The following is a 23627-nucleotide window of genomic DNA, read 5'->3' on the forward strand; positions in this document are numbered from 1 at the left end:
CCGGAAATAAACCCTCCCGCATATTTGGCACGGAACTTGCATTGTTAAAAGCGGATTCGCACAAGGAAGGTGGTACAAAATGAAGCTGAGAGACCTAGTTGAAAAAGCCGCGGCAAAAAACGCAAAAACCATTGCAGTGGCCCACGCAGCAGATAAAGAAGTGATCCAGGCCGTCAAAATGGCGGCAGAACACTTGTCGGCACGATTTTTACTGACGGGTGACAGCGGAAAGCTGAAAGAGCTTCTGGCAAATGAGCCGAAGTTCAATGCTGAAATCATCCACGCCGATTCACCCGAAGAATCTGCGGCAAAAGCAGTGCGCGCAGTGCGTGAACAAGAGGCGGACGTTTTAATGAAAGGGAATCTCCCGAGCTCAACTCTTCTGAAATCGGTTTTAAACCGCCATGAAGGGCTTCGTTCAAAAAGGGTGTTGTCACATGTAGCCGTTTTTGAGGTGCCGGACTATGACCGGCTGATGTATGTGACTGATTCAGCGCTGAACATTGCCCCGTCTCTTGAAGAGCTCGGGCATATTCTGCAAAATGCGGTTCATGTCGCACATTCAGTAGGGAATCCTATGCCGAAAGCCGCAGTCCTTGCCGCTATTGAAACGGTTAATCCGAAAATGGAGGCGACGCTGAACGCGGCTGCGATCGTCCAGATGTGCAACAGAGGGCAGATTACCGGCTGCATTGCGGACGGACCGCTTGCTTTGGATAATGCCGTATCCCAAGCGGCTGCGCTGCAAAAAGGGATTTCCGGAAGCGTAGCGGGCCAGGCGGATATTCTCTTGGTTCCTTCAATCGAGGCCGGAAATATGCTTTATAAGTCAATGATTTATTTTGCGAAAGCAAATGTTGCTGCCGTCATCGCCGGTGCAAAAGCGCCGATCGCATTAACTAGCAGAGCGGATACCGCAGAAAATAAACTGTATTCAATTGCGCTTGCGATTTGCGCATCACAAGAACAGTAGGAGGAACGAACCTATGGAAATTTTTAAATATATGGAGACTTATGATTACGAACAATTGGTATTCTGCCAAGATGAACAATCCGGATTAAAAGCGATCATCGCGATTCATGATACGACGCTCGGCCCAGCACTCGGCGGAACAAGAATGTGGACATATGACAGTGAAGAAGCGGCGATTGAAGATGCACTAAGACTCGCAAAAGGCATGACTTATAAAAATGCGGCTGCCGGTTTAAACTTAGGCGGCGGGAAAACCGTTATTATCGGAGACCCGCGCAAAGATAAAAATGAAGAAATGTTCCGCGCGTTCGGGCGCTACATCCAAGGCTTAAACGGAAGGTATATTACGGCGGAAGACGTCGGCACAACCGTTGAAGATATGGACATCATTCATGATGAAACAGACTATGTAACCGGAATTTCTCCGGCATTCGGTTCATCAGGAAATCCGTCCCCGGTTACGGCATACGGCGTCTACAAAGGGATGAAAGCCGCAGCGAAAGCGGCGTTTGGCACTGATTCACTGGAAGGTAAAACAATTGCCGTGCAAGGCGTGGGAAATGTGGCTTACAATCTATGCCGCCACCTTCACGAAGAAGGCGCTTCTTTAATCGTAACGGATATCAATAAAGAATCTGTTAAACGTGCCGTTGAGGACTTCGGCGCCCGCGCAGTTGATCCCGACGACATTTACTCACAGGCGTGCGATATTTATGCCCCATGTGCTCTCGGCGCCGTCATTAACGATGACACGATTAAACAGCTGAAGGCGAAAGTCATTGCGGGAGCGGCCAATAACCAGCTGAAAGAAACACGTCACGGCGATACCATTCATGAAATGGGAATCGTGTACGCTCCGGATTATGTCATCAATGCAGGCGGCGTCATCAATGTGGCCGATGAGCTTTACGGCTACAATGCTGAGCGGGCTTTGAAAAAGGTTGAAGGCATCTATGCAAACATTGAGCGGGTGCTCGATATTTCCGCGCGTGACGGCATTCCGACATACTTAGCGGCTGACCGTCTGGCTGAGGAACGAATTGAGCGCATGCGCCGTTCAAGAAGCCAGTTTCTGCAAAACGGCCAAAGTATATTAAGCAGACGATAGGAATTTGATCTGGAGGTATGAAAATGTTCGAAAAGGAAAAACGCATTCTCATTCTGAATCCAGGCTCAACATCAACGAAAATCGGTGTCTTTCACAATGAACGCTGTATCTTTGAAAAGACGCTGCGGCATCCCGAAGAAGAGCTGAAAACATTTAACAGCATTATCGACCAATACGAATTTCGAAAAATAAGCATTCTTGAGTCTTTGCACGAACAGGGCATCAACATTTCAAAGTTCGATGCCGTTTGTGCCAGAGGCGGCCTGCTCAGACCGATTGAGGGCGGCACTTATGAAGTGAATGACGCCATGATCACTGATTTGAAAAACGGCTACAACGGCCAGCATGCTTCTAATCTGGGCGGAATTATTGCCAGGGAAATAGCTGACGGATTAAATATCCCCGCGTATATCGTCGATCCGGTCGTGGTGGATGAGATGACTCCGCTCGCTAAAGTATCAGGAATACCTGAAATCAAGCGGAAAAGCATTTTCCATGCTTTGAACCAAAAAGCTGTTGCCCGTCAGGCGGCGGCGTCCCTCGGCAAACGGTATGAACAGATGAAGATGATCGTCACTCATATGGGCGGCGGCACCACAGTCGGTGTCCATGATTGCGGACGGGTGACAGATGTCAACAACGGGCTTCACGGAGAAGGACCCTTCAGCCCGGAGCGCGCGGGAACCGTTCCGGCGGGTGATTTGGTGGAAATGTGTTTTTCCGGCAAGTATTCAAAAGCCGATATGATGAAAAAACTTGTCGGCACGGGCGGACTCTCCGGCTACCTGGGAACAACGGACGCGGTGAAGGTGGAAAAACGCATTCAGGCCGGAGATGAAAACGCGCGTCTCATTTATGACGCCATGGCTTATCAAGTAGCAAAAGAAATCGGGGCGGCAAGCGCCGTTTTAAAAGGAAAAGTAGACATTATCGTCCTGACGGGCGGATTGGCGTACGGGAAAAGTTTCGTATCCGCCATCAGATCGTACATAGATTGGATTTCGGATGTACTGGTGTACCCAGGAGAAAATGAACTGCAATCTCTCGCGCAAGGCGCCCTTCGGGTTTTAGCCGGTGAGGAGCAGTCAAAGCAATATCAGATCGGCGAAGGAGTGAAAACAAATGGCGACTGAGTATGATGTGGTCATTCTGGGCGGCGGCACGGGCGGTTATGTAGCCGCCATCAGAGCGGCCCAGCTCGGCTTAAAAACGGCCGTTGTAGAAAAAGAAAAGCTCGGCGGAACATGCCTGCATAAAGGATGTATCCCGAGTAAAGCGCTGTTAAGAAGCGCGGAAGTGTACCGAACCGCAAAGGAAGCGGCAGCATTCGGCATTGAAACAGAAGGTGTCTCCCTCCGCTTTGACAGCGTGCAGAAACGAAAGCAGGGAATCGTTGACCGGCTGGCCGGCGGTGTCGCCCACTTGATGAAAAAGGGGAAGATTGATGTATTCAACGGGTACGGACGTATGCTCGGCCCTTCCATCTTCTCACCTCTTCCCGGTACGGTTTCCGTCGAATACGCAAATGGTGAAGAAAACGACATGCTGATACCGAAACAATTGATTATCGCAACCGGTTCAAGGCCGAAAATGCTGCCGGGTTTAGAAGCAGACGGTACTTATATTCTGACATCAGATGAAGCGCTTGAGCTTGAACGTCTGCCCCAATCCATGATGATCGTCGGCGGCGGTGTCATCGGAATTGAATGGGCATCCATGCTGAACGATTTCGGCGTCAATATCACTGTGATTGAATATGCGGACCGCATTTTGCCGACGGAAGACCGTGATATTTCAAGCGAGATGGAAAAACTGTTAACGAAAAAAGGAATTAAGATCGTGACGGGTGCGAAAGTGCTTCCGGATACATTGGAAAAAGCGGACGGCGTTTCAATTGCCGCTGAAAAGAATGGAAAAAAAGAAACGTATCACGCGGAACAAATGCTTGTTTCCATCGGCCGCCAGCCGAACATTGAAGGGATCGGGCTTGAAAACACGGATATTGAAGCGGAAAACGGTTCTATCATCGTGAACGAAGCCGGGCAGACGAAGGAATCGCACATTTATGCGATCGGTGATGTTGTCGGCGGGCTGCAGCTTGCGCATGTGGCCTCCCGTGAGGGCATCATTGCCGTTGAGCATATGGCGGGTCTTAATCCGGCTCCGCTTGATGCCGCTCTTGTGCCGAAATGTATTTATTCAAATCCGGAAGCGGCGAGCGTCGGTCTGACAGAAGAGGAAGCTCTTCGAAAAGGGCATGACCTGAAGATCGGGAAGTTTCCGTTCATGGCGATCGGAAAGGCTCTTGTATACGGAGAAAGCGACGGCTTTGTCAAAATCGTCGCCGATCGGAATACAGATGATATTCTCGGTGTTCATATGATCGGCCCGCACGTCACCGATATGATCTCTGAAGCGGGGCTTGCCAAGGTGCTCGACGCGACGCCTTGGGAAATCGGCCAATCCATACATCCGCATCCGTCGCTGTCAGAAGCGATTGGAGAAGCTGCGTTAGCAGCAGACGGAAACGCGATTCATTTTTAAAAGGAAAGAAGGAGGGGTTTGAATGACTACAAACCGCCATCAAGCATTAGGGCTCTCTGACGAAGAAGCCGTTGAAATGTATAGAACCATGCTGTTAGCCAGAAAAATCGACGAAAGAATGTGGCTCTTAAACCGCTCGGGCAAAATTCCGTTCGTTGTTTCATGTCAAGGACAGGAAGCGGCACAAGTAGGCGCGGCCTATGCCTTAAACCGTGATACCGACTATGTGCTTCCGTACTACAGAGATATAGGAGTTGTGCTTGCATTCGGTATGACTGCAAAGGATTTGATGATGTCGGGTTTTGCGAAAGCAGCTGACCCGAACTCAGGCGGAAGGCAGATGCCGGGCCACTTCGGGCAAAAGGAAAACAGAATCGTAACGGGCTCATCCCCTGTTACGACGCAGGTTCCTCATGCAGTCGGAATCGCGCTTGCGGGACGCATGGATAAAAAGGATATCGTCTCTTTTGTTACCTTTGGAGAAGGATCTTCCAACCAGGGGGATTTTCACGAAGGGGCAAACTTTGCCGCCGTGTATAAACTGCCGGTCATTTTCATGTGTGAAAACAATAAGTATGCCATTTCTGTCCCGTATGACAAACAGGTGGCGTGCGAGAAAATATCCGACCGGGCGGCAGGCTACGGCATGCCGGGAGTCACTGTTGACGGAAACGACCTGCTGGAAGTTTACCGGGCCGTAAAAGAAGCGCGCGAACGGGCGTCTAAAGGCGAAGGCCCTACATTAATAGAAACGGTTTCCTACCGTTTGACACCGCATTCCAGTGATGACGACGACAGCAGCTACAGAGAACGCGAAGAAGTAGAAGAAGCAAAGAAAAAAGATCCGCTTCTTTTATACAAAGCATACTTGCAAGAAGCCGGGCTTCTAGGTGAAGAAGAAGAAAAGACCATGCTGGATGACATCATGGCTATCGTAAACGAAGCGACAGACGAAGCGGAGAAAGCGCCATACGCATCTCCTGAATCAACGCTTGATCACGTTTATGCGAAGTAGGGAGGAATACTTATGTCTGTAATGTCTTATATTGACAGTATTAATGCAGCAATGAAAGAAGAAATGGAAAGAGATCCGCGCGTGTTTGTTCTCGGGGAAGACGTCGGGAGAAAAGGCGGCGTGTTTAAAGCCACGGCGGGTCTCTATGAACAGTTCGGAGAAGAGCGGGTGATGGATACGCCGCTTGCTGAATCAGCGATTGCCGGTGTCGGGATCGGCGCCGCGATGTACGGCATGCGCCCGATTGCCGAGATGCAGTTTGCTGATTTCATTCTGCCTGCGGTCAACCAAATCATTTCAGAAGCGGCAAAAATACGCTACCGTTCAAACAATGATTGGAGCTGTCCGATGGTCATCAGAGCGCCTTACGGCGGCGGCGTGCACGGCGCGTTGTATCATTCCCAATCTGTGGAGGCTATTTTTGCCAACCAGCCGGGCCTTAAAATTGTCATGCCTTCAACTCCTTATGACGCAAAAGGGCTGTTGAAAGCTGCAGTCCGTGACGAAGATCCGGTGCTGTTTTTCGAACATAAGAGGGCGTACCGTCTGATTAAAGGCGAAGTCCCTGCGGATGATTACGTCCTTCCGATCGGAAAGGCGGATGTAAAACGCGAAGGCAGCGACATTACTGTTATTACGTACGGATTATGCGTCCATTTTGCTCTGCAGGCTGCCGAGCGTCTTGAAAAAGACGGAATTTCCGCGCACGTATTAGACTTGCGTACGGTTTATCCGTTAGATAAAGAAGCCATCATTGAAGCCGCGTCTAAAACGGGAAAAGTATTGCTGATCACAGAAGATACGAAAGAAGGCGGCATTATGAGCGAGGTCGCCGCCATTATTTCTGAAAACTGCTTATTTGATTTAGACGCGCCGATCAAACGGCTTGCAGGTCCTGACGTTCCGGCAATGCCTTATGCGCCGACAATGGAAAAATACTTCATGATGAATCCTGACAAAGCAGAAGCCGCGATGAGAGAATTAGCGGAGTTTTAAAGACGTAAGGAGGTTTTTGACATGGCGATTGAACAAATGGCTATGCCTCAGCTCGGAGAGAGCGTGACGGAAGGGACGATCAGCAAATGGCTGGTATCCCCCGGTGATCAAGTGAATAAATATGACCCCATTGCGGAGGTCATGACAGATAAAGTGAATGCGGAGGTGCCGTCTTCTTTTACCGGTACGATTACAGAACTTGTGGGAGAAGAAGGCCAGACTCTTGCAGTCGGCGAGATCATCTGCAAAATTGAAACAGAAGAAACGGAAACCGAAGCGGCGCCGAAGCGGGAAGAAGAGCAGAATACCCCTTCAGACACGGATGCAAACCGTCAAGGTAAAGATCAGTCAAATAAAGCGCGTTATTCGCCGGCCGTGCTCAGATTAGCGGGAGAACACGGCATTCAGCTTGAAGAAGTTGAAGGAACGGGTGCAGGCGGAAGAATTACGCGAAAAGACATTCAAAAGATCATTGATTCGGGAATGCAGCAGAAGTCGGAAGCACCGGCGCCGGCTGCCGTTCAAACAACGCAACAAGCGCCGAAACAACAGCAAAAACAAGCACCGGCACCAGCTCTGTCAGCCGGTGATATTGAAATTCCGGTTACAGGCGTCAGAAAAGCCATCGCCGCCAATATGCATAAAAGCAAAACAGAAATTCCGCATGCCTGGACGATGATGGAAGTCGACGTCACGAACATGACGGCGTACAGAAACAGCATTAAAGACTCATTTAAACAGAAAGAAGGCTTTAATTTAACGTTTTTCGCTTTCTTTGTAAAAGCGGCGGCGCAGGCTCTCAAGGAGTTCCCGCAGATGAACAGCATGTGGGCGGGAGACAAAATCGTCCAAAAGAAAGACATCAACATCTCCATTGCCGTTGCCACGGAAGATTCGCTGTTTGTTCCGGTTATTAAGCATGCTGATGAAAAAACGATTAAAGGCATAGCCAGAGAAATAACGGATCTTGCGAAAAAAGTGAGAAACGGAAAACTTACCGCGGAAGATATGCAGGGCGGCACATTTACCGTCAATAACACGGGATCTTTCGGGTCAGTTCAATCTATGGGCATTATCAATCATCCCCAGGCGGCGATTCTTCAGGTAGAATCTATCGTCAAACGTCCGGTTGTTATGAATAACGGGATGATCGCTGTTCGTGATATGGTTAATCTTTGCCTGTCTTTAGATCACAGAGTGCTCGACGGGCTCGTGTGCGGCCGATTCCTCGGACGCGTCAAAGAGATCTTAGAAAACATTGATGAACATACTTCCGTCTATTAAAAAAACTCCTTTTGCCCGGGCGGCAAAAGGAGTTTTTTTATTTTCATTGTGAATCCTCGGGAACAAGCATAGTGAGATGATGTTTTTTCACTTCGATCGTACAAGGTGTTGTTCCGTATACCTCGCCATCTGTATCCGCGTCCATTTCACGTCCGGTTTCGATTTCAATTCTGGAGGCCTGAATATAGGACAGCTCCCCTTTGAAATCATCAAATGAACCCTGCTCCATCGTCATCAGCTCCCGCAGCGCGGCAAGGCTTGTGTTGCGGCAGATTAACACATCGGCTAAGCCGTCCCGGAGGCTGGCATCAGGCAGGGGAACTCTGTTTGTCCCGATATAATGCCCGTTCATGACAAGCACCATTACGGCTTCGTCTTCTTTCACCTCGCCGTCAATCGTCAATTTGACAGGAAACGGGTTCGCGCTTGTCATCGTCCGCAAGGCGCTCGTGAAGTAGCTGATTTTACCAAGCCATGCTTTTTCAGTTTCATTGATATGGCTTGATGCTTCGGTGATCAGTCCGATGCCCCAGAAGTTCAGAAAATAGCCGTCATCCGTTTTACAGACGTCAATCATCTGTTTATGTCCGGCCGCGAGCGCTTCAGCGGCCTTTTGAAGGTTTTGCGGGATGCCGAGCGCCCGGGAGAAATCGTTGCACGTTCCTCCCGGCAAAATGCCGACAGCGGGTCTGTGATCAAGCTTGCTGATGCTGTTGATGCATTGATGCACAGTGCCGTCCCCGCCTAAAATATATAAATGGTCAACTGAACTGTCGAGATTTTCACAATACTGACGGGCATCATCCTGATGTTTGGTCGGTTTAATCAAAAGTTCGTCAGCTGACTGGGCCAAAATGGGGACGACCGTGCCGAGCGTTTTATCAATCTGTTTTTGACCGGCGTTTCCGTTATAAATTAAAACTGCTTTCCGTTGGCTCATATGACTGCTCCTTTATTTCAGACAATCTCCTTACCAAGTTTCCCGTTTTTAAAGGGTCATAAACTTACATCGGGAACATAAAAGGGACAAAAAACAATTGGATATGAGCGGTGTCATTTGCCGATAGGGAGGTTCCTTGCTATCATAAGAAGAGATGATCAAAAAGGAGAGGTCCCAGTTGAATATGGATTTTAATTTATTTATGAATGATGTCGTGCGTCAAGCCCGCCAGGAAATCACGGCCGCCGGGTATACAGAGCTGAAAACCGCTGAGGAAGTGGACGATGCGCTTTCGAAAAAAGGAACGACACTCGTCATGGTCAACTCTGTGTGCGGATGCGCAGGCGGTATTGCACGGCCTGCCGCATACCATTCCGTACATTACGATAAACGCCCGGATCAGCTTGTGACGGTATTTGCCGGACAGGATAAAGAAGCGACAGCCAAAGCGAGAGAGTACTTTGAAGGCTATCCGCCGTCCTCTCCGTCATTTGCCATTTTAAAAGACGGTAAAATCATGAAAATGGTGGAACGCCATGAAATTGAAGGCCATGAGCCGATGGCCGTCGTCACAAAACTGCAGGAAGCATTTGAAGAATATTGTGAAGAAGTATAAGTGAAAGAAAAACCCCGGAGCCAAGCGCTTGCGGGGTTTTTTCATATGGAATCTGTATAAATATAAATATTTATACATCGGCGTTCAGCTGTCACTAATCTGAAAAACAATGACTATAATAAACACAGAAAGGAAAATATATTTTTCAAAAATAGTATTGCATCACAATTAAAAAGTGTTTAAAATACAAGTTAACGAATAAATATTCAAATTTAAGAGATCAGTAGATATGGGGGAAATGAATCATGAAGAAATGGCTGTTGGTATTAGCTGCCGCATGTATCACCTTTGCGCTGTCCGCCTGCGGATCAGGCAATTCAGGCTCAGAAGGCGGAAAGAACAAGCTGATTATGGGTACATCGGCTGACTATAAACCATTTGAATATAAAGACGGCGATCAGATCACCGGGTTTGACGTTGATCTGGCAAAAGCTCTGGGCAAAAAGACCGGCTATGACGTTGAGGTGCAGGACATGGACTTCAACAGCCTGATTACAGCCTTGAAGTCCAAGCAGGTAGATATGATTTTATCTGGAATGACACCTACGCCGGAACGGAAAAAGCAAGTTGATTTTTCTGATATTTATTATACTGCTAACAATATGATCGTTACGAAAAAGGGAAGCAGCATTAAATCCCTAAATGATCTGAAAGGCAAAACCGTCGGTGTTCAGCTTGGCTCCATTCAAGAAGAAAAAGGCAAGAAGCTCGCTTCGAAATACGGTTTTCAGCTCGAAGACCGCAACCGGATCTCAGACTTAACCGAAGAGATCAAATCCGGGCGTTTTGATGCCGCGATTATCGAAGACATCGTAGCACAAGGCTATTTCAGTTCAAATAACGATCTGCAGGGCTTTGCGTCAGCAGATGCGAAATCAGACGAATCGGGCTCCGCGATTGCGTTCCGCAAAGACAGTGATCTGACAGCGAAGTTCAACAAAGCGCTGAAAGAAATGGAGAAAAACGGAGAAATCGAAAAACTGAAGAAAAAATGGTTCACCAACGAGAAATAAAAGAAAGCTCAACTTTTCGTTGAGCTTTTTATCTTGAATAAAGACAAAGGAGATCACACGTATGAATTTGGATTTCTCAGCGACAATCCCCCAAATTCCTTTTATATTGGAAGGCCTTGCGGTCACATTGAAAATTGTGCTCGTTTCGGCGGTCATCGGTCTTGTATTAGGCATCGTGCTCAGCTTATTTAAAATCAGCACGATCAGTCCGCTGAAATGGATTGCGGATTTTTATACTTCGATATTCCGCGGCACGCCGCTCGTGCTGCAGCTGATGATCATCTATTTCGGTATGCCGCAGCTCCTCGGCTTTCAGATCGATCAATTTTGGGCGGCGGTCACCGCATTATCGCTCAATTCAGCCGCTTACGTCTCTGAAATTATCAGAGCGGGAATCAACGCAATTGACAAAGGACAAAAAGAGGCTGCCGTCGCTCTCGGCGTGCCATACGGAAAAATGATGAAAGATCTGCTGTTGCCGCAGGCGTTTAAAAACATTTCTCCGGCTATTATTAACGAATTAATCACCTTAACGAAAGAATCGGCGATCGTCACAGTTATCGGTCTTGGCGACATTATGAGACGGGCCTACCAGTCTGGCGCCGCAACATACAACTACTTAGAACCTCTTATCGTGGCGGGCTTAATCTATTACGTGCTCGTTTTGATCTTAGCATTCATCGGAAAAGGCGTAGAAAGGAAGCTGAAAGCCAATGATTAAGGTCGACAATCTGTCAAAATCATTCGGGAAACATGAAGTACTGAAAAACATTTCAACACAGATCGAAGAAGGGGAAGTCGTCGCTGTCATCGGCCCTTCCGGTTCCGGCAAATCAACGTTTCTGCGCTGCTTAAATCTGCTGGAAACCCCGAGCGGCGGAACGATTGCCATTAAAGAAAACGAAATTACCGCCTCTAAAACGAATAAACTGAAAGTGCGGGAAAATATCGGCATGGTATTTCAGCATTTTCATTTGTTTCCTCATAAAACGGTGCTTGAAAATATCACATACGCGCCGGTCAGCGTGAAGAAAGAGTCTAAACAGGAGGCGGAGGAAAAGGCGTGCGCTCTCCTTGAAAAAGTCGGACTGCTTGACAAACGGAACGACTATCCGAACCGTTTGTCAGGCGGACAGAAGCAGCGGGTCGCCATCGCGCGTGCGCTTGCCATGAATCCTGACATCATGCTGTTTGATGAACCGACCTCGGCTCTTGACCCGGAAATGGTCAAAGAAGTTCTTGAGGTAATGAAAGAGCTCGCGCAGACGGGCATGACGATGGTGATCGTAACGCACGAAATGGGATTTGCCAAAGAAGTCGCAGACCGCGTATTATTTATGGATGAAGGGACGATTGTGGAAGACGGGCAGCCGGAAGAATTTTTTCTTTCTCCGAAGTCAAAAAGAGCACAGGACTTTTTAGAAAAAATATTATAAAATATAACTGGAAGAAAAGAAGAAGAATGCTCTTCTTCTTTTTTTTGAGAAAGAAACAAACAGAATGGAGCAAGCAATGTTTAAAATCGGTTACCGCACACTAAAGACCGCACTTGGAACGGCGCTGGCCATTTATTTAGCCCAGCTGTTGCATCTGCAAAACTTCGCATCCGCAGGAATCATCACCATATTGTGCATCCAGATTACGCAAAAGCGGTCGCTTCAGGCCTCGTGGGCCCGATTTGCCGCCTGTTTATTGGCGATCGTCTTCTCATATGTCTTTTTCGGACTGATCGGCTATTATCCGTTTGCGATCGGAATATTGCTGGTGCTGTTCATTCCGACTACAGTCGTTTTAAAAATAAACGAAGGGATCGTTACCAGCTCAGTAATCATTCTTCATTTATATATGTCCGGCGGCATTACGATGGCGTTTATCTGGAATGAGTTCCAGCTGATTACCGTAGGTATCGGCGTCGCGCTGTTAATGAATCTGTATATGCCGAGCCTCGACAGAAAACTCGCGGCGTACCGGAAAAAAATCGAGGACAACTTTTCCGTCATCTTCGCCGAAATCGAACGGTATTTGTTAACTGGTGAGCAAGATTGGTCGGGGAAGGAAATACCGGAGACGCATCAGATGATTCAAGAGGCGAAAAACCTCGCCTATCGGGACGTGCAGAATCATATTTTGCGCCATGAAAATCTCTACTATCATTATTTTAAGATGAGACAGAAACAATTTGAAATCATTGAACGGCTGCTGCCGAAGATTACCTCTATTTCAATAACGGTGGAGCAGGGCAAAATAATCGCCCATTTCATCCATGAATTAAGGGAAGCCATTCATCCCGGCAATACCGCTCATAAATTTTTAAAAAGACTTGCAGAAATGAGAACGGAATTTGAAGAAATGCCGCTCCCGGCAACGCGCGAGGAGTTTGAAGCTCGGGCGGCTTTGTTCCACCTCCTCGGTGAGATGGAACAATATCTCGTGATTAAAAGTTATTTCAAAGGCATCAAGCTGTAAAAAACATATGGATCAATCGCATGAGTCCTCCTTTCATTGGTCATTCTAATGAAAAAAGGAGGGGAGCCCATGCGATTTTTTTTATTGTCAGCCGCCCTGCTGCTGTCTCCGCTTTGGCCGCTTGGCGCGAACCCTTTGCCGGGTGACCCTTATATTATCGTCAATAAAGCCACAAATGCGCTTGCTGTTGTGAAGGATAACCGAATAGAAGGCATTTATCAGGTGGCGACGGGAAAAACGGATGATTTGACGCCTGAAGGAGAATTTACGGTAACGGTCAAAGCCGTCAATCCGTATTACCGGAAGAAAAATGTAGAGGGAGGCGCGCCGGAAAACCCGCTCGGCGCCCGCTGGATCGGTTTTGACGCGAAAGGAACCGACGGCAGGATATACGGCATTCACGGAACAAACAGAGAAGAGCTGATCGGGGGGTTTGTATCAAACGGCTGCATCCGTATGAAAAACCGGGATGTCATCCGTATTTTCCGGATTATCCCTCCCGGAACGAAAGTATTGATTACAAAAGAAAACCGCTCATTCGAGGACATTGCAATAGAGCGGAAAGCCCTCATAAAAAAGCAGGAAACCCCCTTGCAATGAGGCGCCTGCTTTTTTACCGCAAATACATCATAATGCCTGAGAGGAGGGTTGAAAGTATAAATACGCCCAAAATGACGATGACGGCGCTTTTCATAAATTTTTGAGACATTGTTTCACTCCTTAAGATTACTGTCTATCATTTTAACGTGTTTTGCTTGTATGAACAAGCCATATCCTATGGCGGAAAGCAGGTGGCCGCGCTATGAAAAAACTTGATCATGTCGGCATTGCCGTCAGCTCTATTGAAGCTGCGAAAGGATTTTACGAACGGATGCTCGGGCTTACGTATATGGGAGACGAGCTGGTAAGCGGCCAAAATGTGAGAGTTGCTTTTTTAGAGGCGGGAGGCACAAAGCTTGAGCTGATTGAGCCGCTGTCGGACGCGTCTCCCGTCAGCTCTTTTTTACAGAAAAGAGGCGAAGGGCTGCATCATTTGGCATTCCGCTGCGCCGATATGAAGGAAACGATCAAGGAGCTTGAAGCATGCCGCATGACTTTGATCCATCATGAACCGCAAAACGGAGCGGGCGGGAAGAAGATCGCATTTCTCTCTCCAAAAGAGGCGAACGGGGTCCTGATTGAGCTTTGTGAAACAATTGAAAAAGGAGAAACTCAAGATGAGCATGAGTGATCATATCAGACACTTAAACGAAAGACGTTCCTTTTTAACAAATGGCGGCGGTGCGGAAAAAAATGAAAAACAGCACAAAAAAGGCAAGCTGACGGCAAGAGAAAGACTTGACTATTTATTGGACGAAGACAGTTTTTCAGAGCTGCAGCCGTTTGCCAAAAGCCGCATGCCCGGGTCCCGAAATGCTCCGGGAGACGGAGTCGTTACCGGATACGGCACAATTGACGGACGGCCCGTGTATTTGTTTGCCCATGACTTTACCGTACTCGGCGGGACGCTCGGCGAGACACATGCGGAAAAAATCGCGGCGGTAATGGATCTGGCGGCGAAAAATAAAACTCCGATCATCGGGCTGAACGACTCAGGTGGTGCGAGAATTCAAGAGGGTGTGGTATCATTAAATGGATACGGTCATATCTTTAGGCGCAACGTCCTTTACTCGGGAGTGATTCCGCAAATTTCTGTCATCCTTGGGCCGTGTGCCGGCGGTGCTGTTTATTCACCCGCATTGACGGATTTTGTGATTATGGCGGAACATACGTCGCACATGTTTATTACAGGCCCGAAAGTCATTGAACAGGTTACGGGTGAACAGATTGACGCGGAAAGTTTAGGCGGTGCGGGAATACATAATGTGATAAGCGGAAATGCCCACTATTCCGCACGAACGGAAAAAGAGGCTCTTTCCGCTGTGAAAACCCTGCTTTCTTATCTCCCGCACGGCGGACAGACGGCATTGCCCGTTAAAAAGGAAGACGCCAGACCGTTATTAAACACCCTCGTTCCCGCGGACAGTTCGAAACCTTACGATGTGTTACAGGTTATAAAAGAACTGGCGGATGACGGAACGTTTTTTGATATTCAGCCGTATTTTGCCAAAAACATTGCTGTCGGTTTTCTGAAACTCGGACGGCGTACAGTCGGTGTTGTCGCAAATCAGCCGAAACACTTGGCGGGAAGCCTCACGATTGATGCCGCTGACAAAGCGTCGAGATTCATCCGTTTTTGCGACGCGTTTCATATTCCGTTATTGACGATCGCTGATGTTCCGGGATTTCTCCCGGGCCTTCAGCAGGAGCATGCGGGAATCATCCGTCACGGAGCAAAATTGCTGTATGCTTTTGCCGAAGCGGCGGTGCCGAAAGTGACGCTCATCATCAGAAAAGCTTACGGAGGCGCCTATGTCGCCATGAATTCGAAAGGGCTCGGGGCAGATCTTGTATTCGCCTGGCCCAATGCGGAAATCGCCGTGATGGGAGCGGAAGGCGCGGCGTCGATTTTATACAGCAGAGACATACAGGCTTCTGACGACCCGGAGAAAACGAAGCGCGAAAAAAAAGCCATATACGAAAAGGAAAACGCCGGTCCGTATAAAGCGGCGGCCTGCGGAATGGTGGATGATATCATCCGGCCGGAAGACTCGAGGAAAAAATTGATTCAGGCATTTGACATGCTTGCGCATAAGGAAGAGGAAAGACCGAAAAAAAAGCACGGTAATATACCGCTTTAAACGGAGGGAACTGAAAATGGTAAACGAAAAACGTCTGCTTGAAGAATTTCTTGAACTCGTTCAAATTGATTCAGAGACAAAACATGAAGCGGAAATCAGCAAGGTGCTCAAACAAAAATTCACTGATTTAGGATTGAGCGTAAAAGAAGATGATACAAAAGAAGTGACGGGGCATGGAGCCGGCAACTTAATCTGTACGTTAAAGGGCACAAAAGATGCGGATACGATTTATTTCACATCCCACATGGACACGGTTGTTCCGGGCAAAGGCGTTAAGCCGATTGTGGAAGACGGCTATGTAAAATCCGACGGCACGACGATTCTCGGCGCTGATGATAAGACGGGTCTTGCCGCAATGTTTGAAGCCATTAAAGTGCTGAAAGAACAAAACATCGAGCACGGCACCATTGAATTCATTATCACGGCCGGAGAAGAATCGGGATTAGTCGGGGCAAAAGCAATGGATCGTTCAGACATTACCGCGAAATACGGTTTTGCGCTTGATTCAGACGGAAAAGTCGGCAACATTATTGTAGCCGCGCCGACACAAGCGAAAGTGAGAGCAACCATTTTCGGGAAAACGGCTCATGCGGGAGTAGAACCGGAAAAAGGCATCTCCGCGATTACAATCGCGTCAAAAGCTATCTCAAAAATGCCGCTCGGCCGTATTGATAAAGATACAACGGCTAATATCGGACGTTTCGAAGGCGGCACGCAAACCAATATCGTCTGCGACCAGGTTGATATTCTGGCTGAAGCGCGTTCATTAGTGCCTGAAAAAATGGAAGCGCAAGTGCAGAAAATGAAAGAAGCTTTCGAATCTGCTGCAGCTGAGATGGGAGGCCGCGCGGAAGTGGACATCGCGGTCATGTATCCGGGTTTCAAATATCAGGACGGCGATCAGGTTGTGGAAGTCGCGAAAAAAGCGGCGGCAAAAATCGGCCGTCCGAGCGAACTTCAGACAAGCGGCGGCGGAAGTGACGCAAACGTCATTGCCGGCCACGGCATTCCGACAGTCAACCTGTCAGTAGGCTATGAACAAATCCATACGAAAAATGAAAAAATGCCGATTGAAGAGCTCGTCAAAACGGCGGAAATGGTCGTTGCCATTATCGAAACAGCGGCCAACTAAAAACGAAGCACCCAGTTGATTGGGTGCTTTTTTCATTCTTGATGGTATTAGGCTTAAAGCTTTGCAGATACAAGAAAAAAACCCTGCCGGATAGGTTCCGGCAGGGTTTCAGTATTATGATTTGGCGGGCTCCGCCTGAGCCGCAGCCTGTTTCTTTTTATGATGCGTCTGCTGTAAAAGTACATTCTGCACTGTCAAAAACAGTCCGCTTGTAAACCAGTAAAGCGGCAGCGCAGCCGGTACGTTAAGTGAAAAAATGGTCATCATGACAGGGAAAATAAAGACCATGATTTTTGCTGACTGCATCGCGGCCGGATTTTGAGCAGCCGGTGAATATTTCTCGTTTAATTTTTGGGAAATATAAGCCTGTAAGAAATACATGGCCCCCGCGCACAGTGATACAAGAATATCAGAATGCCCTAAGCTGAACCACAGAAATGAGTGTGAAGCGATTTCCGGCGTTGAGCGGATGGCGTAATAAAAACCGATCAAAATCGGGAATTGCACCAGCATCGGAAGACATCCCATTGCCATCGGATTCAGATTGTGCTCACGGTAAAGCTTCATCATTTCCATTTGCAGTTCTTTTTGTTTTTCCGCATCTTTCGTTTGTTTTATTTTAGCCTGAATGCTGTCGACCTGCGGTTTGATCACAGCCATTTTTTCCTGGAACACCCGCTGTTTCTTAAATTGATTCACAAACAAAGGCAATACAACGATCCGGACGATAATCGTCACCAGAATAATCGACAGTCCGTACTCACCGTGGAACAGGCCCGCCACACCTTTTAAAAGTGCCGAAAACGGCTCGATCAGGTAATCGTGGAAAAAACCGATATTCCCGAGGCCTCCCGTCTGAGTCTGAGATGTCGCCGCAAAAGCCGAGCGGCCTGTGCACAGTACGATAAAAAACAATCCGAATGCGATCCATTTTTGATATGTTTTAGACAATTATGTTTCCTCCTTTTTATCTTCACTTGCCGTTATAAAAGGAGGAAGCTGACATCTTCATCATCATTCGCCGGTGAATTCATGCGGATGACTTTACGTATCCAAGTTGTAATGCGATGATATATAATAATAAGAAAGTCTGTTCGGTTCAGCTGAACGACTGCTTGATGTTCATCTATTCGTTTCGTTCTCCAATGCTCTCCTGCGCGGCGTTCACGCAAAAGAAAAGCGATGCCGATCGCGGTCAGAGCGGGAAGAATAATTGTGAAAAAATCGACTAAAAATAAAAAGTCATTCATTGACTCAAGAATCATTTTATCACATCCATTCAGCTCTTATTTTACTACATATATATAAGGTTGTCTATGAAAGGAAAGGAGGCGCCGGGAGTGGCCGGAAAAGGGAGAATTATATTTCATATCGATATGAACAGTTTTTATGCCTCCGTAGAAATGGCGTATGATCCGTCTTTAAGAGGAAAACCTATCGCCGTTGCCGGAAACGTGAAGGAACGGAAAGGAATCATCGTCACCTGCAGCTACGAAGCGAGAGCGCGGGGCGTAAAGACCACCATGCCGGTGTGGCGGGCAAAACGCCTCTGTCCGGAACTCATCGTCGTGCCTCCGAATTTTGACCGCTACCGGAGTTCATCAAAAGAAATGTTCAGCATTCTGAGGGAGTATACGGATTTAGTCGAGCCTGTTTCTATTGATGAAGGATACATGGATATTACGGACACACCGCACAGACACAGGGCGTATGAAACAGCCGAAGACATTCAGGCGAGACTGCAAAAAGAGCTTTTGCTTCCGTCAAGCATCGGCATCGCCCCGAATAAATTTCTCGCCAAAATGGCGTCTGACATGAAAAAACCGCTCGGCATCACCATTTTAAGAAAAAGAGAGCTGCCGGACGTCTTATGGCCTCTTCCGATTGAAGAGATGCACGGTATAGGAACGAAAACTGCGGAAAAAATAAAAACGCTCGGCATCAAAACGATCGGTGATTTGGCAAAAGGAGATGAACATGCGCTGAAAACGCTTCTCGGCATAAACGGCCCGAGGCTGAAGGATAAAGCGAACGGCATCCATCCTGCAGAAGTCAATCCCGAGCGGATTTATGAATTTAAAAGCGTCGGCAACTCATCCACCCTGTCGCATGATTCGGCTGACTGGGATGAATTAACGGGCGTGTTTGAACGGCTCGCGCTGTCTGTGAGCGAACGGCTCCAGCGCAAGGAGGTCATGGCCTGCCGGCTGTTCATCATGATTCGGTATGCGGATTGGAAAACAGTCACAAGAAGCATGACCCTCAGCAATCCGGCTGATCAGAAAAAAGACATCATGGAAGCGGCGATGGAACTGTTTGACAAGCACTGGAACCAAAACCCGGTAAGGCTTCTCGGCATCACCGGAACGGAACTGGTTGAAAAACAGCAGGCGTATAAACAGCTTGATCTGTTTTCATTCAAGGAGGACGCAAAGGATGAGCCGATTTTTCAGATGATGAACGAGCTGAATGAAAAGTACGGCCAAAACCTGATCAGAAAAGGCGCCGTTATAAAAAAAGAAGAAAGCAAAACAAGGGGAACGAGCTTTAACAGAGACTTTTTCCAGGATGAAAAGAAAAGGTGAATAACTTGAAAAAAGGGGTTATGTATGATAATTTCTTTAGTATAAATATCATTTTATTTTAATTTAAATTTTAAAATGGTTAAACGTTTGAAGAAGGGACGTTAGAATATGTCAAAACAACAAATCGGAGTTATCGGTCTTGCGGTAATGGGTAAAAATCTGGCTCTTAACATCGAAAGCCGGGGATTTTCTGTGTCTGTATACAACAGATCAAGCAGCAAAACGGAAGAGTTTTTAGAAGAGGCAAAAGGCAAAAATGTTGTCGGTACATACAGCATTGAGGAGTTTGTTCAGTCTCTTGAAACACCCCGTAAAATTTTATTAATGGTTAAAGCGGGAACTGCAACGGATGCGACGATTCAATCTCTTCTTCCTCATCTGGAAAAAGACGATATTTTGATTGACGGCGGAAATACATACTATAAAGATACGCAGCGCCGGAACAAAGAGCTTGCCGAAAGCGGCATTCACTTTATCGGAACGGGTGTATCAGGGGGTGAAGAGGGAGCGCTGAAAGGGCCTTCTATTATGCCGGGCGGCCAAAAGGAAGCGCACGAACTCGTGAAACCGATTCTGGAAGCCATTTCTGCTAAAGTGGACGGAGAAGCTTGTACGACATACATCGGCCCGGACGGAGCGGGGCACTATGTAAAAATGGTGCACAACGGTATCGAATACGGTGACATGCAGCTGATCTCTGAGTCATATTTCATTTTGAAACAGGTGCTCGGATTGTCTGCCGAAGAGCTTCACGAAGTATTCGCTGAGTGGAACAAAGGAGAGCTTGACAGCTATCTGATCGAAATCACGGCTGACATTTTCACTAAAAAAGATGAAGAAACGGGCAAACCGCTTGTTGACGTCATCCTTGATAAAGCAGGCCAAAAAGGAACGGGTAAATGGACAAGCCAAAGCGCTCTTGACTTAGGCGTGCCGCTTCCGATTATCACTGAATCTGTTTTTGCGCGTTTCATTTCCGCAATGAAAGAAGAGCGTGTGAAAGCAAGCGGCCTTCTGTCCGGACCAGACGTTAAGCCGGTCACTGAAAATAAAGAAGAGCTGATTGAAGCGGTCAGAAAAGCGCTCTTCATGAGTAAAATCTGTTCTTACGCACAAGGCTTCGCCCAAATGAAAGCCGCGTCTGAAGAATATAACTGGGATCTGAAATACGGTGAAATCGCGATGATCTTCCGCGGCGGCTGTATCATCCGCGCGGCGTTCCTGCAAAAGATCAAAGACGCATATGACCGTGAACCGGAGCTTGACAACCTGCTGTTAGACAGCTACTTCAAAAACATTGCAGAAAGCTACCAAGGCGCCCTTCGCCAAGTGATTTCACTTGCCGTAGCTCAAGGCGTGCCGGTACCTTCGTTCTCAAGCGCACTTGCGTATTACGACAGCTACCGTACGGCAGTGCTTCCTGCAAACTTGATTCAAGCGCAGCGTGATTACTTCGGCGCGCATACGTATGAACGCACAGATAAAGAAGGCATTTTCCATACTGAATGGATGAAGTAATGAAGAAGCCCCCGCAGTTATTGCGGGGGCTTTTCTGATATCAAAAACCGCGGGCCGTCATGAACGGCGCCGCGGTTTTTTGTTGTTTTCTTATATATTCCACCAGTGGAGACCGTCTTTTTCAAGAAGATCGTCCGAAGCTTTCGGTCCCATTGACCCGGCTTCATAATTCGGAGAAAGGGTTTTGTCGGCTGCCCACGTTTCGGAAATCGCATCGACGAAATTCCATGAAAGCGCCACTTCGTCCCAATGGGCAAAGTTTGTCGCATCACCGAGCAGACAGTCATGGATTAATTTTTCATAGGCTTCCGGTGTGTTCATTTCATCACTGCAGTTGCTGCAGTAATCCAGCTTAATCGGCTGAGCATGTGCGGCTCCGCCTAATTTTTTAGCGTTCAGATATAGTGTGATGCCTTCATCCGGCTGAATATGGATGACAAGCAGGTTCGGATTTACATTCGTTTCATTGCCGTAATAAAGGTTCATCGGAATGTCTTTAAATTGAACGACGATTTTCGTTGATTTTTCTTTCATCCGTTTCCCTGTGCGGATATAAAACGGAACGCCGGCCCAGCGGAAGTTATCGATTAACAGCTTTCCGGACACGAATGTTTCCGTATTGGAATCCGGTGCTACATTTTGCTCATCTGTATAGCTCGGTACAGCGTTTCCGTCAATCGTTCCCGCTTGGTATTGTCCGCGGACGAAGAAGTCACTCACTTCGTTTGGAGCGACAGGGCGGAGGGCTCTCAGCACCTTCACTTTTTCGCTGCGGATTTCTTCCGTGTTCAGTTTAATCGGCGGTTCCATCGCCAAGAGAGCGACCATTTGTAAAATATGGTTTTGAACCATGTCACGGAGTGCGCCTGATTTCTCGTAATATCTCGCACGATCCTCAACGCCGAGATCCTCACTTGACGTAATCTGGATGTTTGAGATGTAGCGGTTATTCCACAGCGGCTCAAACAGCGCATTCGCAAACCGGATGACTTCGATATTTTGAACCATTTGTTTGCCTAGGTAATGGTCGATCCGGTAAATTTGATCTTCCGTGAAAGCTTCGCGTATTTCTTTGTTAAGCTCTTTCGCACTCGGCAGGTCATGGCCGAACGGTTTTTCAATGACGAGACGGGACCAGCCATTTGTCGCTGTGACACCTTCGTTTTTAAGTGATTTTGCGATAGTGCCGAAAAACTCAGGAGCCATCGCCAAGTAAAACATTCTGTTGTTCGGGATTTCATATGTATGTTCAAGCTGATCAAGCAGGACATTCAGCTCCTGATAGGAACCCGGATTCGTTACATCAAACGGATGGTAATAAAAATGAGATGTGAAATCGTCTATGTCTTTTTGCCCGGCAGAAGAAACAGACGTTTTAACGGTTTCCCGGAGGTCCTCGTTTGACCAAGGTCTTCTTCCAACACCTACAACTGCAAACTCTTCACCAATTTGACCATTTTTATATAAACGGTGAATGGATGGGTAAAGTTTTCGTTTTGCCAAATCCCCTGTGGCACCAAATATTACAATTACTGCTTTTGGTTTGTCGTTTGTTTTCACTTAGAGTACCTCACTTTATCTGAAGCATGGTTTAAAACCCCGCATATTTCCTTCATTTTAAATCTAAAATTCGTTGAAAGCAAACATTTCAGCCTGTTTTTTGCGGTTTGCGGAAAAAAATTAATCAGGCCGGAGAAGGCCCGGGTGAATTCACATTTTCAGCCTGATCCTGTATCCTTAGTAGTACAAAGATCTAGGAGGAAGCATTGTGGAATTATTATTTTTAGGGACGGGGGCCGGCATGCCGGCAAAGATGAGAAACGTAACGTCCGTCGCGCTGAAGCTTCTTGAAGAAAGGCGTTCCGTATGGCTGTTTGATTGCGGAGAAGCCACTCAGCATCAGATATTACATACAACAATCAAACCGAGGAAAATTGAGAAGATTTTCATCACCCACCTTCACGGCGACCATGTTTACGGTCTTCCGGGTCTGTTGGGGAGCCGTTCATTTCAGGGCGGTGAAGAAGAGCTGACGATTTACGGGCCAAAAGGTATTAAAGCCTTTATCGAAACAAGCCTGAACGTGACGGCGACTCATCTGACGTATCCTCTTACCGTACATGAAATCGAAGAGGGGACGGTTTTTGAAGATGAGCAATTCATTGTTACCGCAGCATCCGTCATTCACGGCGTGGAAGCGTTCGGCTACCGGGTTCAGGAAAAGGATATTCCCGGCGCATTGCAGGCCGGCAGATTAAAAGAAATGAATATCCCGCCCGGACCCGTCTATCAGAAAATCAAAAAAGGCGAAACGGTCACACTTGACGATGGCAGAATCATTAACGGGCGGGATTTTTTGGAACCCCCGAAAAAAGGGAGAATCGTCGCTTTTTCCGGGGATACGAGGGCATCAGAGCGGGTAACGGAGCTGGCGCGCAATGCGGATGTGCTTGTTCATGAAGCGACGTTTGCCAAGGAAGATGCAAAGCTCGCACATAATTATTATCACGCGACGACAGAACAGGCTGCGCAAACGGCAAAAAAAGCAGGCGCCAAACAGCTGATCTTAACTCATATCAGCGCAAGGTATCAGGGTGAATCGCCGATAGAGCGTCTCGAACATGAGGCGAAAGCGGTATTTGAAAACAGTAAGATCGCATTTGACTTCATGGAGGTCACTGTGGAGCGGTCTTAAA

Annotated in this window: 24 protein-coding genes; 19 read left to right on the forward strand and 5 right to left on the reverse strand. The window is 47.6% G+C overall.

From position 1 onward, the window contains the following. Positions 1-79 precede the first annotated feature (79 nt). From yqiS to HWY38_RS16405, 7 genes are read left to right on the forward strand one after another with little or no spacing between them, the layout of a single operon-like run. Positions 80-973 (forward strand): phosphate butyryltransferase, encoded by an 894-nt coding sequence (gene yqiS, locus HWY38_RS16375; RefSeq protein WP_015417787.1) that lies wholly within the window; start codon positions 80-82, stop codon positions 971-973. A gap of 13 nt (positions 974-986) precedes the next feature. Then, positions 987-2081 carry a branched-chain amino acid dehydrogenase gene (bcd, locus tag HWY38_RS16380; RefSeq protein ID WP_007612452.1) on the forward strand — a complete coding sequence of 365 codons (1095 nt, stop codon included), beginning with the start codon at positions 987-989 and terminating at the stop codon, positions 2079-2081. Between the two features lie 17 nt (positions 2082-2098). Continuing rightward, positions 2099-3214, forward strand: a complete 1116-nt coding sequence (gene buk, locus HWY38_RS16385; RefSeq protein WP_224182205.1) for a butyrate kinase — start codon at positions 2099-2101, stop codon at positions 3212-3214. Further along, on the forward strand, positions 3204-4625 hold the full coding sequence (gene lpdA, locus HWY38_RS16390; RefSeq protein WP_082998725.1) for a dihydrolipoyl dehydrogenase: 1422 nt from the start codon (positions 3204-3206) through the stop codon (positions 4623-4625). The genes buk and lpdA overlap by 11 nt, the downstream gene beginning before the upstream one ends. Before the next feature lie 22 nt (positions 4626-4647). Beyond that, on the forward strand, positions 4648-5640 hold the full coding sequence (locus HWY38_RS16395) for a thiamine pyrophosphate-dependent dehydrogenase E1 component subunit alpha (RefSeq protein ID WP_224182206.1): 993 nt from the start codon (positions 4648-4650) through the stop codon (positions 5638-5640). A 12-nt stretch (positions 5641-5652) separates the two neighbouring features. Further along, entirely contained in the window at positions 5653-6636 is a 984-nt protein-coding gene (gene bfmBAB, locus HWY38_RS16400) for a 3-methyl-2-oxobutanoate dehydrogenase subunit beta (RefSeq protein ID WP_003153216.1), read from the forward strand. Between the two features lie 21 nt (positions 6637-6657). Then, entirely contained in the window at positions 6658-7920 is a 1263-nt protein-coding gene (locus HWY38_RS16405; RefSeq protein ID WP_224182207.1) for a dihydrolipoamide acetyltransferase family protein, read from the forward strand. Between the two features lie 43 nt (positions 7921-7963). Here the strand turns inward: HWY38_RS16405 and HWY38_RS16410 are convergent, their stop codons facing one another. Beyond that, positions 7964-8860, reverse strand: a complete 897-nt coding sequence (locus tag HWY38_RS16410; protein ID WP_022552989.1) for a YegS/Rv2252/BmrU family lipid kinase — start codon at positions 8858-8860, stop codon at positions 7964-7966. Between the two features lie 178 nt (positions 8861-9038). On the opposite strand from HWY38_RS16410, the gene brxB reads away from it, so the two are divergent. The 6 genes from brxB (at position 9039) to HWY38_RS16440 (ending at position 13555) form a co-directional block, all read left to right on the forward strand. Beyond that, a complete protein-coding gene (brxB, locus tag HWY38_RS16415) occupies positions 9039-9476 on the forward strand; it encodes a bacilliredoxin BrxB (protein ID WP_015417784.1) in 438 nt (145 codons plus the stop codon). Between the two features lie 245 nt (positions 9477-9721). Then, on the forward strand, positions 9722-10489 hold the full coding sequence (locus tag HWY38_RS16420) for a transporter substrate-binding domain-containing protein (protein ID WP_003153224.1): 768 nt from the start codon (positions 9722-9724) through the stop codon (positions 10487-10489). A gap of 61 nt (positions 10490-10550) precedes the next feature. Beyond that, complete coding sequence (locus HWY38_RS16425) at positions 10551-11210, forward strand: amino acid ABC transporter permease (protein ID WP_003153227.1); 660 nt, start codon at positions 10551-10553, stop codon at positions 11208-11210. Further along, complete coding sequence (locus tag HWY38_RS16430; RefSeq protein ID WP_045208196.1) at positions 11203-11925, forward strand: amino acid ABC transporter ATP-binding protein; 723 nt, start codon at positions 11203-11205, stop codon at positions 11923-11925. The genes HWY38_RS16425 and HWY38_RS16430 overlap by 8 nt, the downstream gene beginning before the upstream one ends. A 76-nt stretch (positions 11926-12001) precedes the next feature. Beyond that, on the forward strand, positions 12002-12955 hold the full coding sequence (locus HWY38_RS16435) for an aromatic acid exporter family protein (protein WP_007408388.1): 954 nt from the start codon (positions 12002-12004) through the stop codon (positions 12953-12955). Positions 12956-13024: 69 nt separating this feature from the next. Next, a complete protein-coding gene (locus tag HWY38_RS16440) occupies positions 13025-13555 on the forward strand; it encodes a L,D-transpeptidase (RefSeq protein ID WP_038459114.1) in 531 nt (176 codons plus the stop codon). Between the two features lie 13 nt (positions 13556-13568). Here HWY38_RS16440 and prli42 read toward each other — a convergent pair whose 3' ends face one another. Next, the gene (gene prli42, locus HWY38_RS16445; RefSeq protein ID WP_007408390.1) at positions 13569-13664 is read right to left on the reverse strand and encodes a stressosome-associated protein Prli42; all 96 of its coding nucleotides are present in this window, start codon (positions 13662-13664) and stop codon (positions 13569-13571) included. 93 nt (positions 13665-13757) lie between these two features. On the opposite strand from prli42, the gene mce reads away from it, so the two are divergent. Genes mce through HWY38_RS16460 form a run of 3 tightly spaced genes read left to right on the forward strand, consistent with a single transcriptional unit; the run spans position 13758 to position 16828 of the window. Further along, positions 13758-14186 (forward strand): methylmalonyl-CoA epimerase, encoded by a 429-nt coding sequence (gene mce / locus HWY38_RS16450; protein ID WP_224182208.1) that lies wholly within the window; start codon positions 13758-13760, stop codon positions 14184-14186. Next, on the forward strand, positions 14173-15696 hold the full coding sequence (locus HWY38_RS16455; RefSeq protein ID WP_411908477.1) for an acyl-CoA carboxylase subunit beta: 1524 nt from the start codon (positions 14173-14175) through the stop codon (positions 15694-15696). Before mce ends, HWY38_RS16455 begins: the two co-directional genes overlap by 14 nt. Before the next feature lie 16 nt (positions 15697-15712). Beyond that, positions 15713-16828, forward strand: coding sequence for a M20/M25/M40 family metallo-hydrolase (locus HWY38_RS16460; RefSeq protein WP_224182209.1), 1116 nt, complete (start codon positions 15713-15715; stop codon positions 16826-16828). A gap of 114 nt (positions 16829-16942) precedes the next feature. Here HWY38_RS16460 and HWY38_RS16465 read toward each other — a convergent pair whose 3' ends face one another. Together HWY38_RS16465 and HWY38_RS16470 are read right to left on the reverse strand one after the other, a co-directional pair. After that, on the reverse strand, positions 16943-17779 hold the full coding sequence (locus HWY38_RS16465) for a membrane protein insertase YidC (RefSeq protein WP_038459107.1): 837 nt from the start codon (positions 17777-17779) through the stop codon (positions 16943-16945). Positions 17780-17811: 32 nt separating this feature from the next. Continuing rightward, positions 17812-18093: a hypothetical protein gene (locus tag HWY38_RS16470; RefSeq protein ID WP_003153239.1), complete on the reverse strand. Its 282-nt coding sequence runs from the start codon at positions 18091-18093 to the stop codon at positions 17812-17814. 75 nt (positions 18094-18168) lie between these two features. Here HWY38_RS16470 and HWY38_RS16475 point away from each other — a divergent pair, with 75 nt between their 5' ends. Together HWY38_RS16475 and gndA are read left to right on the forward strand one after the other, a co-directional pair. Beyond that, positions 18169-19413 (forward strand): DNA polymerase IV, encoded by a 1245-nt coding sequence (locus tag HWY38_RS16475; protein ID WP_032874108.1) that lies wholly within the window; start codon positions 18169-18171, stop codon positions 19411-19413. A 108-nt stretch (positions 19414-19521) separates the two neighbouring features. Further along, positions 19522-20931 carry an NADP-dependent phosphogluconate dehydrogenase gene (gndA, locus tag HWY38_RS16480; protein WP_003153241.1) on the forward strand — a complete coding sequence of 470 codons (1410 nt, stop codon included), beginning with the start codon at positions 19522-19524 and terminating at the stop codon, positions 20929-20931. Between the two features lie 90 nt (positions 20932-21021). Here the strand turns inward: gndA and zwf are convergent, their stop codons facing one another. Beyond that, a complete protein-coding gene (zwf, locus tag HWY38_RS16485; protein WP_012117935.1) occupies positions 21022-22491 on the reverse strand; it encodes a glucose-6-phosphate dehydrogenase in 1470 nt (489 codons plus the stop codon). A 208-nt stretch (positions 22492-22699) separates the two neighbouring features. On the opposite strand from zwf, the gene rnz reads away from it, so the two are divergent. Further along, entirely contained in the window at positions 22700-23626 is a 927-nt protein-coding gene (rnz, locus tag HWY38_RS16490) for a ribonuclease Z (RefSeq protein ID WP_224182210.1), read from the forward strand. The last annotated feature ends 1 nt before the right edge of the window (position 23627 follow it).

Source organism: Bacillus sp. KS1, from assembly GCF_020075515.1.
In the GTDB taxonomy this organism is placed as follows: Bacteria; Bacillota; Bacilli; order Bacillales; family Bacillaceae; genus Bacillus; species Bacillus velezensis.

What these genes read in the sequence shown, in the direction of transcription:
- yqiS (WP_015417787.1), top strand. Translation starts at nt 80, where the DNA reads ATGAAGCTGAGAGACCTAGTTGAAAAAGCCGCGGCAAAAAACGCAAAA.
- bcd (WP_007612452.1), top strand. Translation starts at nt 987, where the DNA reads ATGGAAATTTTTAAATATATGGAGACTTATGATTACGAACAATTGGTA.
- buk (WP_224182205.1), top strand. Translation starts at nt 2,099, where the DNA reads ATGAAAATGTTCGAAAAGGAAAAACGCATTCTCATTCTGAATCCAGGC.
- lpdA (WP_082998725.1), top strand. Translation starts at nt 3,204, where the DNA reads ATGGCGACTGAGTATGATGTGGTCATTCTGGGCGGCGGCACGGGCGGT.
- HWY38_RS16395 (WP_224182206.1), top strand. Translation starts at nt 4,648, where the DNA reads ATGACTACAAACCGCCATCAAGCATTAGGGCTCTCTGACGAAGAAGCC.
- bfmBAB (WP_003153216.1), top strand. Translation starts at nt 5,653, where the DNA reads ATGTCTGTAATGTCTTATATTGACAGTATTAATGCAGCAATGAAAGAA.
- HWY38_RS16405 (WP_224182207.1), top strand. Translation starts at nt 6,658, where the DNA reads ATGGCGATTGAACAAATGGCTATGCCTCAGCTCGGAGAGAGCGTGACG.
- HWY38_RS16410 (WP_022552989.1), bottom strand. Translation starts at nt 8,860, where the DNA reads ATGAGCCAACGGAAAGCAGTTTTAATTTATAACGGAAACGCCGGTCAA.
- HWY38_RS16420 (WP_003153224.1), top strand. Translation starts at nt 9,722, where the DNA reads ATGAAGAAATGGCTGTTGGTATTAGCTGCCGCATGTATCACCTTTGCG.
- HWY38_RS16425 (WP_003153227.1), top strand. Translation starts at nt 10,551, where the DNA reads ATGAATTTGGATTTCTCAGCGACAATCCCCCAAATTCCTTTTATATTG.
- HWY38_RS16430 (WP_045208196.1), top strand. Translation starts at nt 11,203, where the DNA reads ATGATTAAGGTCGACAATCTGTCAAAATCATTCGGGAAACATGAAGTA.
- HWY38_RS16435 (WP_007408388.1), top strand. Translation starts at nt 12,002, where the DNA reads ATGTTTAAAATCGGTTACCGCACACTAAAGACCGCACTTGGAACGGCG.
- HWY38_RS16440 (WP_038459114.1), top strand. Translation starts at nt 13,025, where the DNA reads ATGCGATTTTTTTTATTGTCAGCCGCCCTGCTGCTGTCTCCGCTTTGG.
- prli42 (WP_007408390.1), bottom strand. Translation starts at nt 13,664, where the DNA reads ATGTCTCAAAAATTTATGAAAAGCGCCGTCATCGTCATTTTGGGCGTA.
- mce (WP_224182208.1), top strand. Translation starts at nt 13,758, where the DNA reads ATGAAAAAACTTGATCATGTCGGCATTGCCGTCAGCTCTATTGAAGCT.
- HWY38_RS16455 (WP_411908477.1), top strand. Translation starts at nt 14,173, where the DNA reads ATGAGCATGAGTGATCATATCAGACACTTAAACGAAAGACGTTCCTTT.
- HWY38_RS16460 (WP_224182209.1), top strand. Translation starts at nt 15,713, where the DNA reads ATGGTAAACGAAAAACGTCTGCTTGAAGAATTTCTTGAACTCGTTCAA.
- HWY38_RS16470 (WP_003153239.1), bottom strand. Translation starts at nt 18,093, where the DNA reads ATGATTCTTGAGTCAATGAATGACTTTTTATTTTTAGTCGATTTTTTC.
- gndA (WP_003153241.1), top strand. Translation starts at nt 19,522, where the DNA reads ATGTCAAAACAACAAATCGGAGTTATCGGTCTTGCGGTAATGGGTAAA.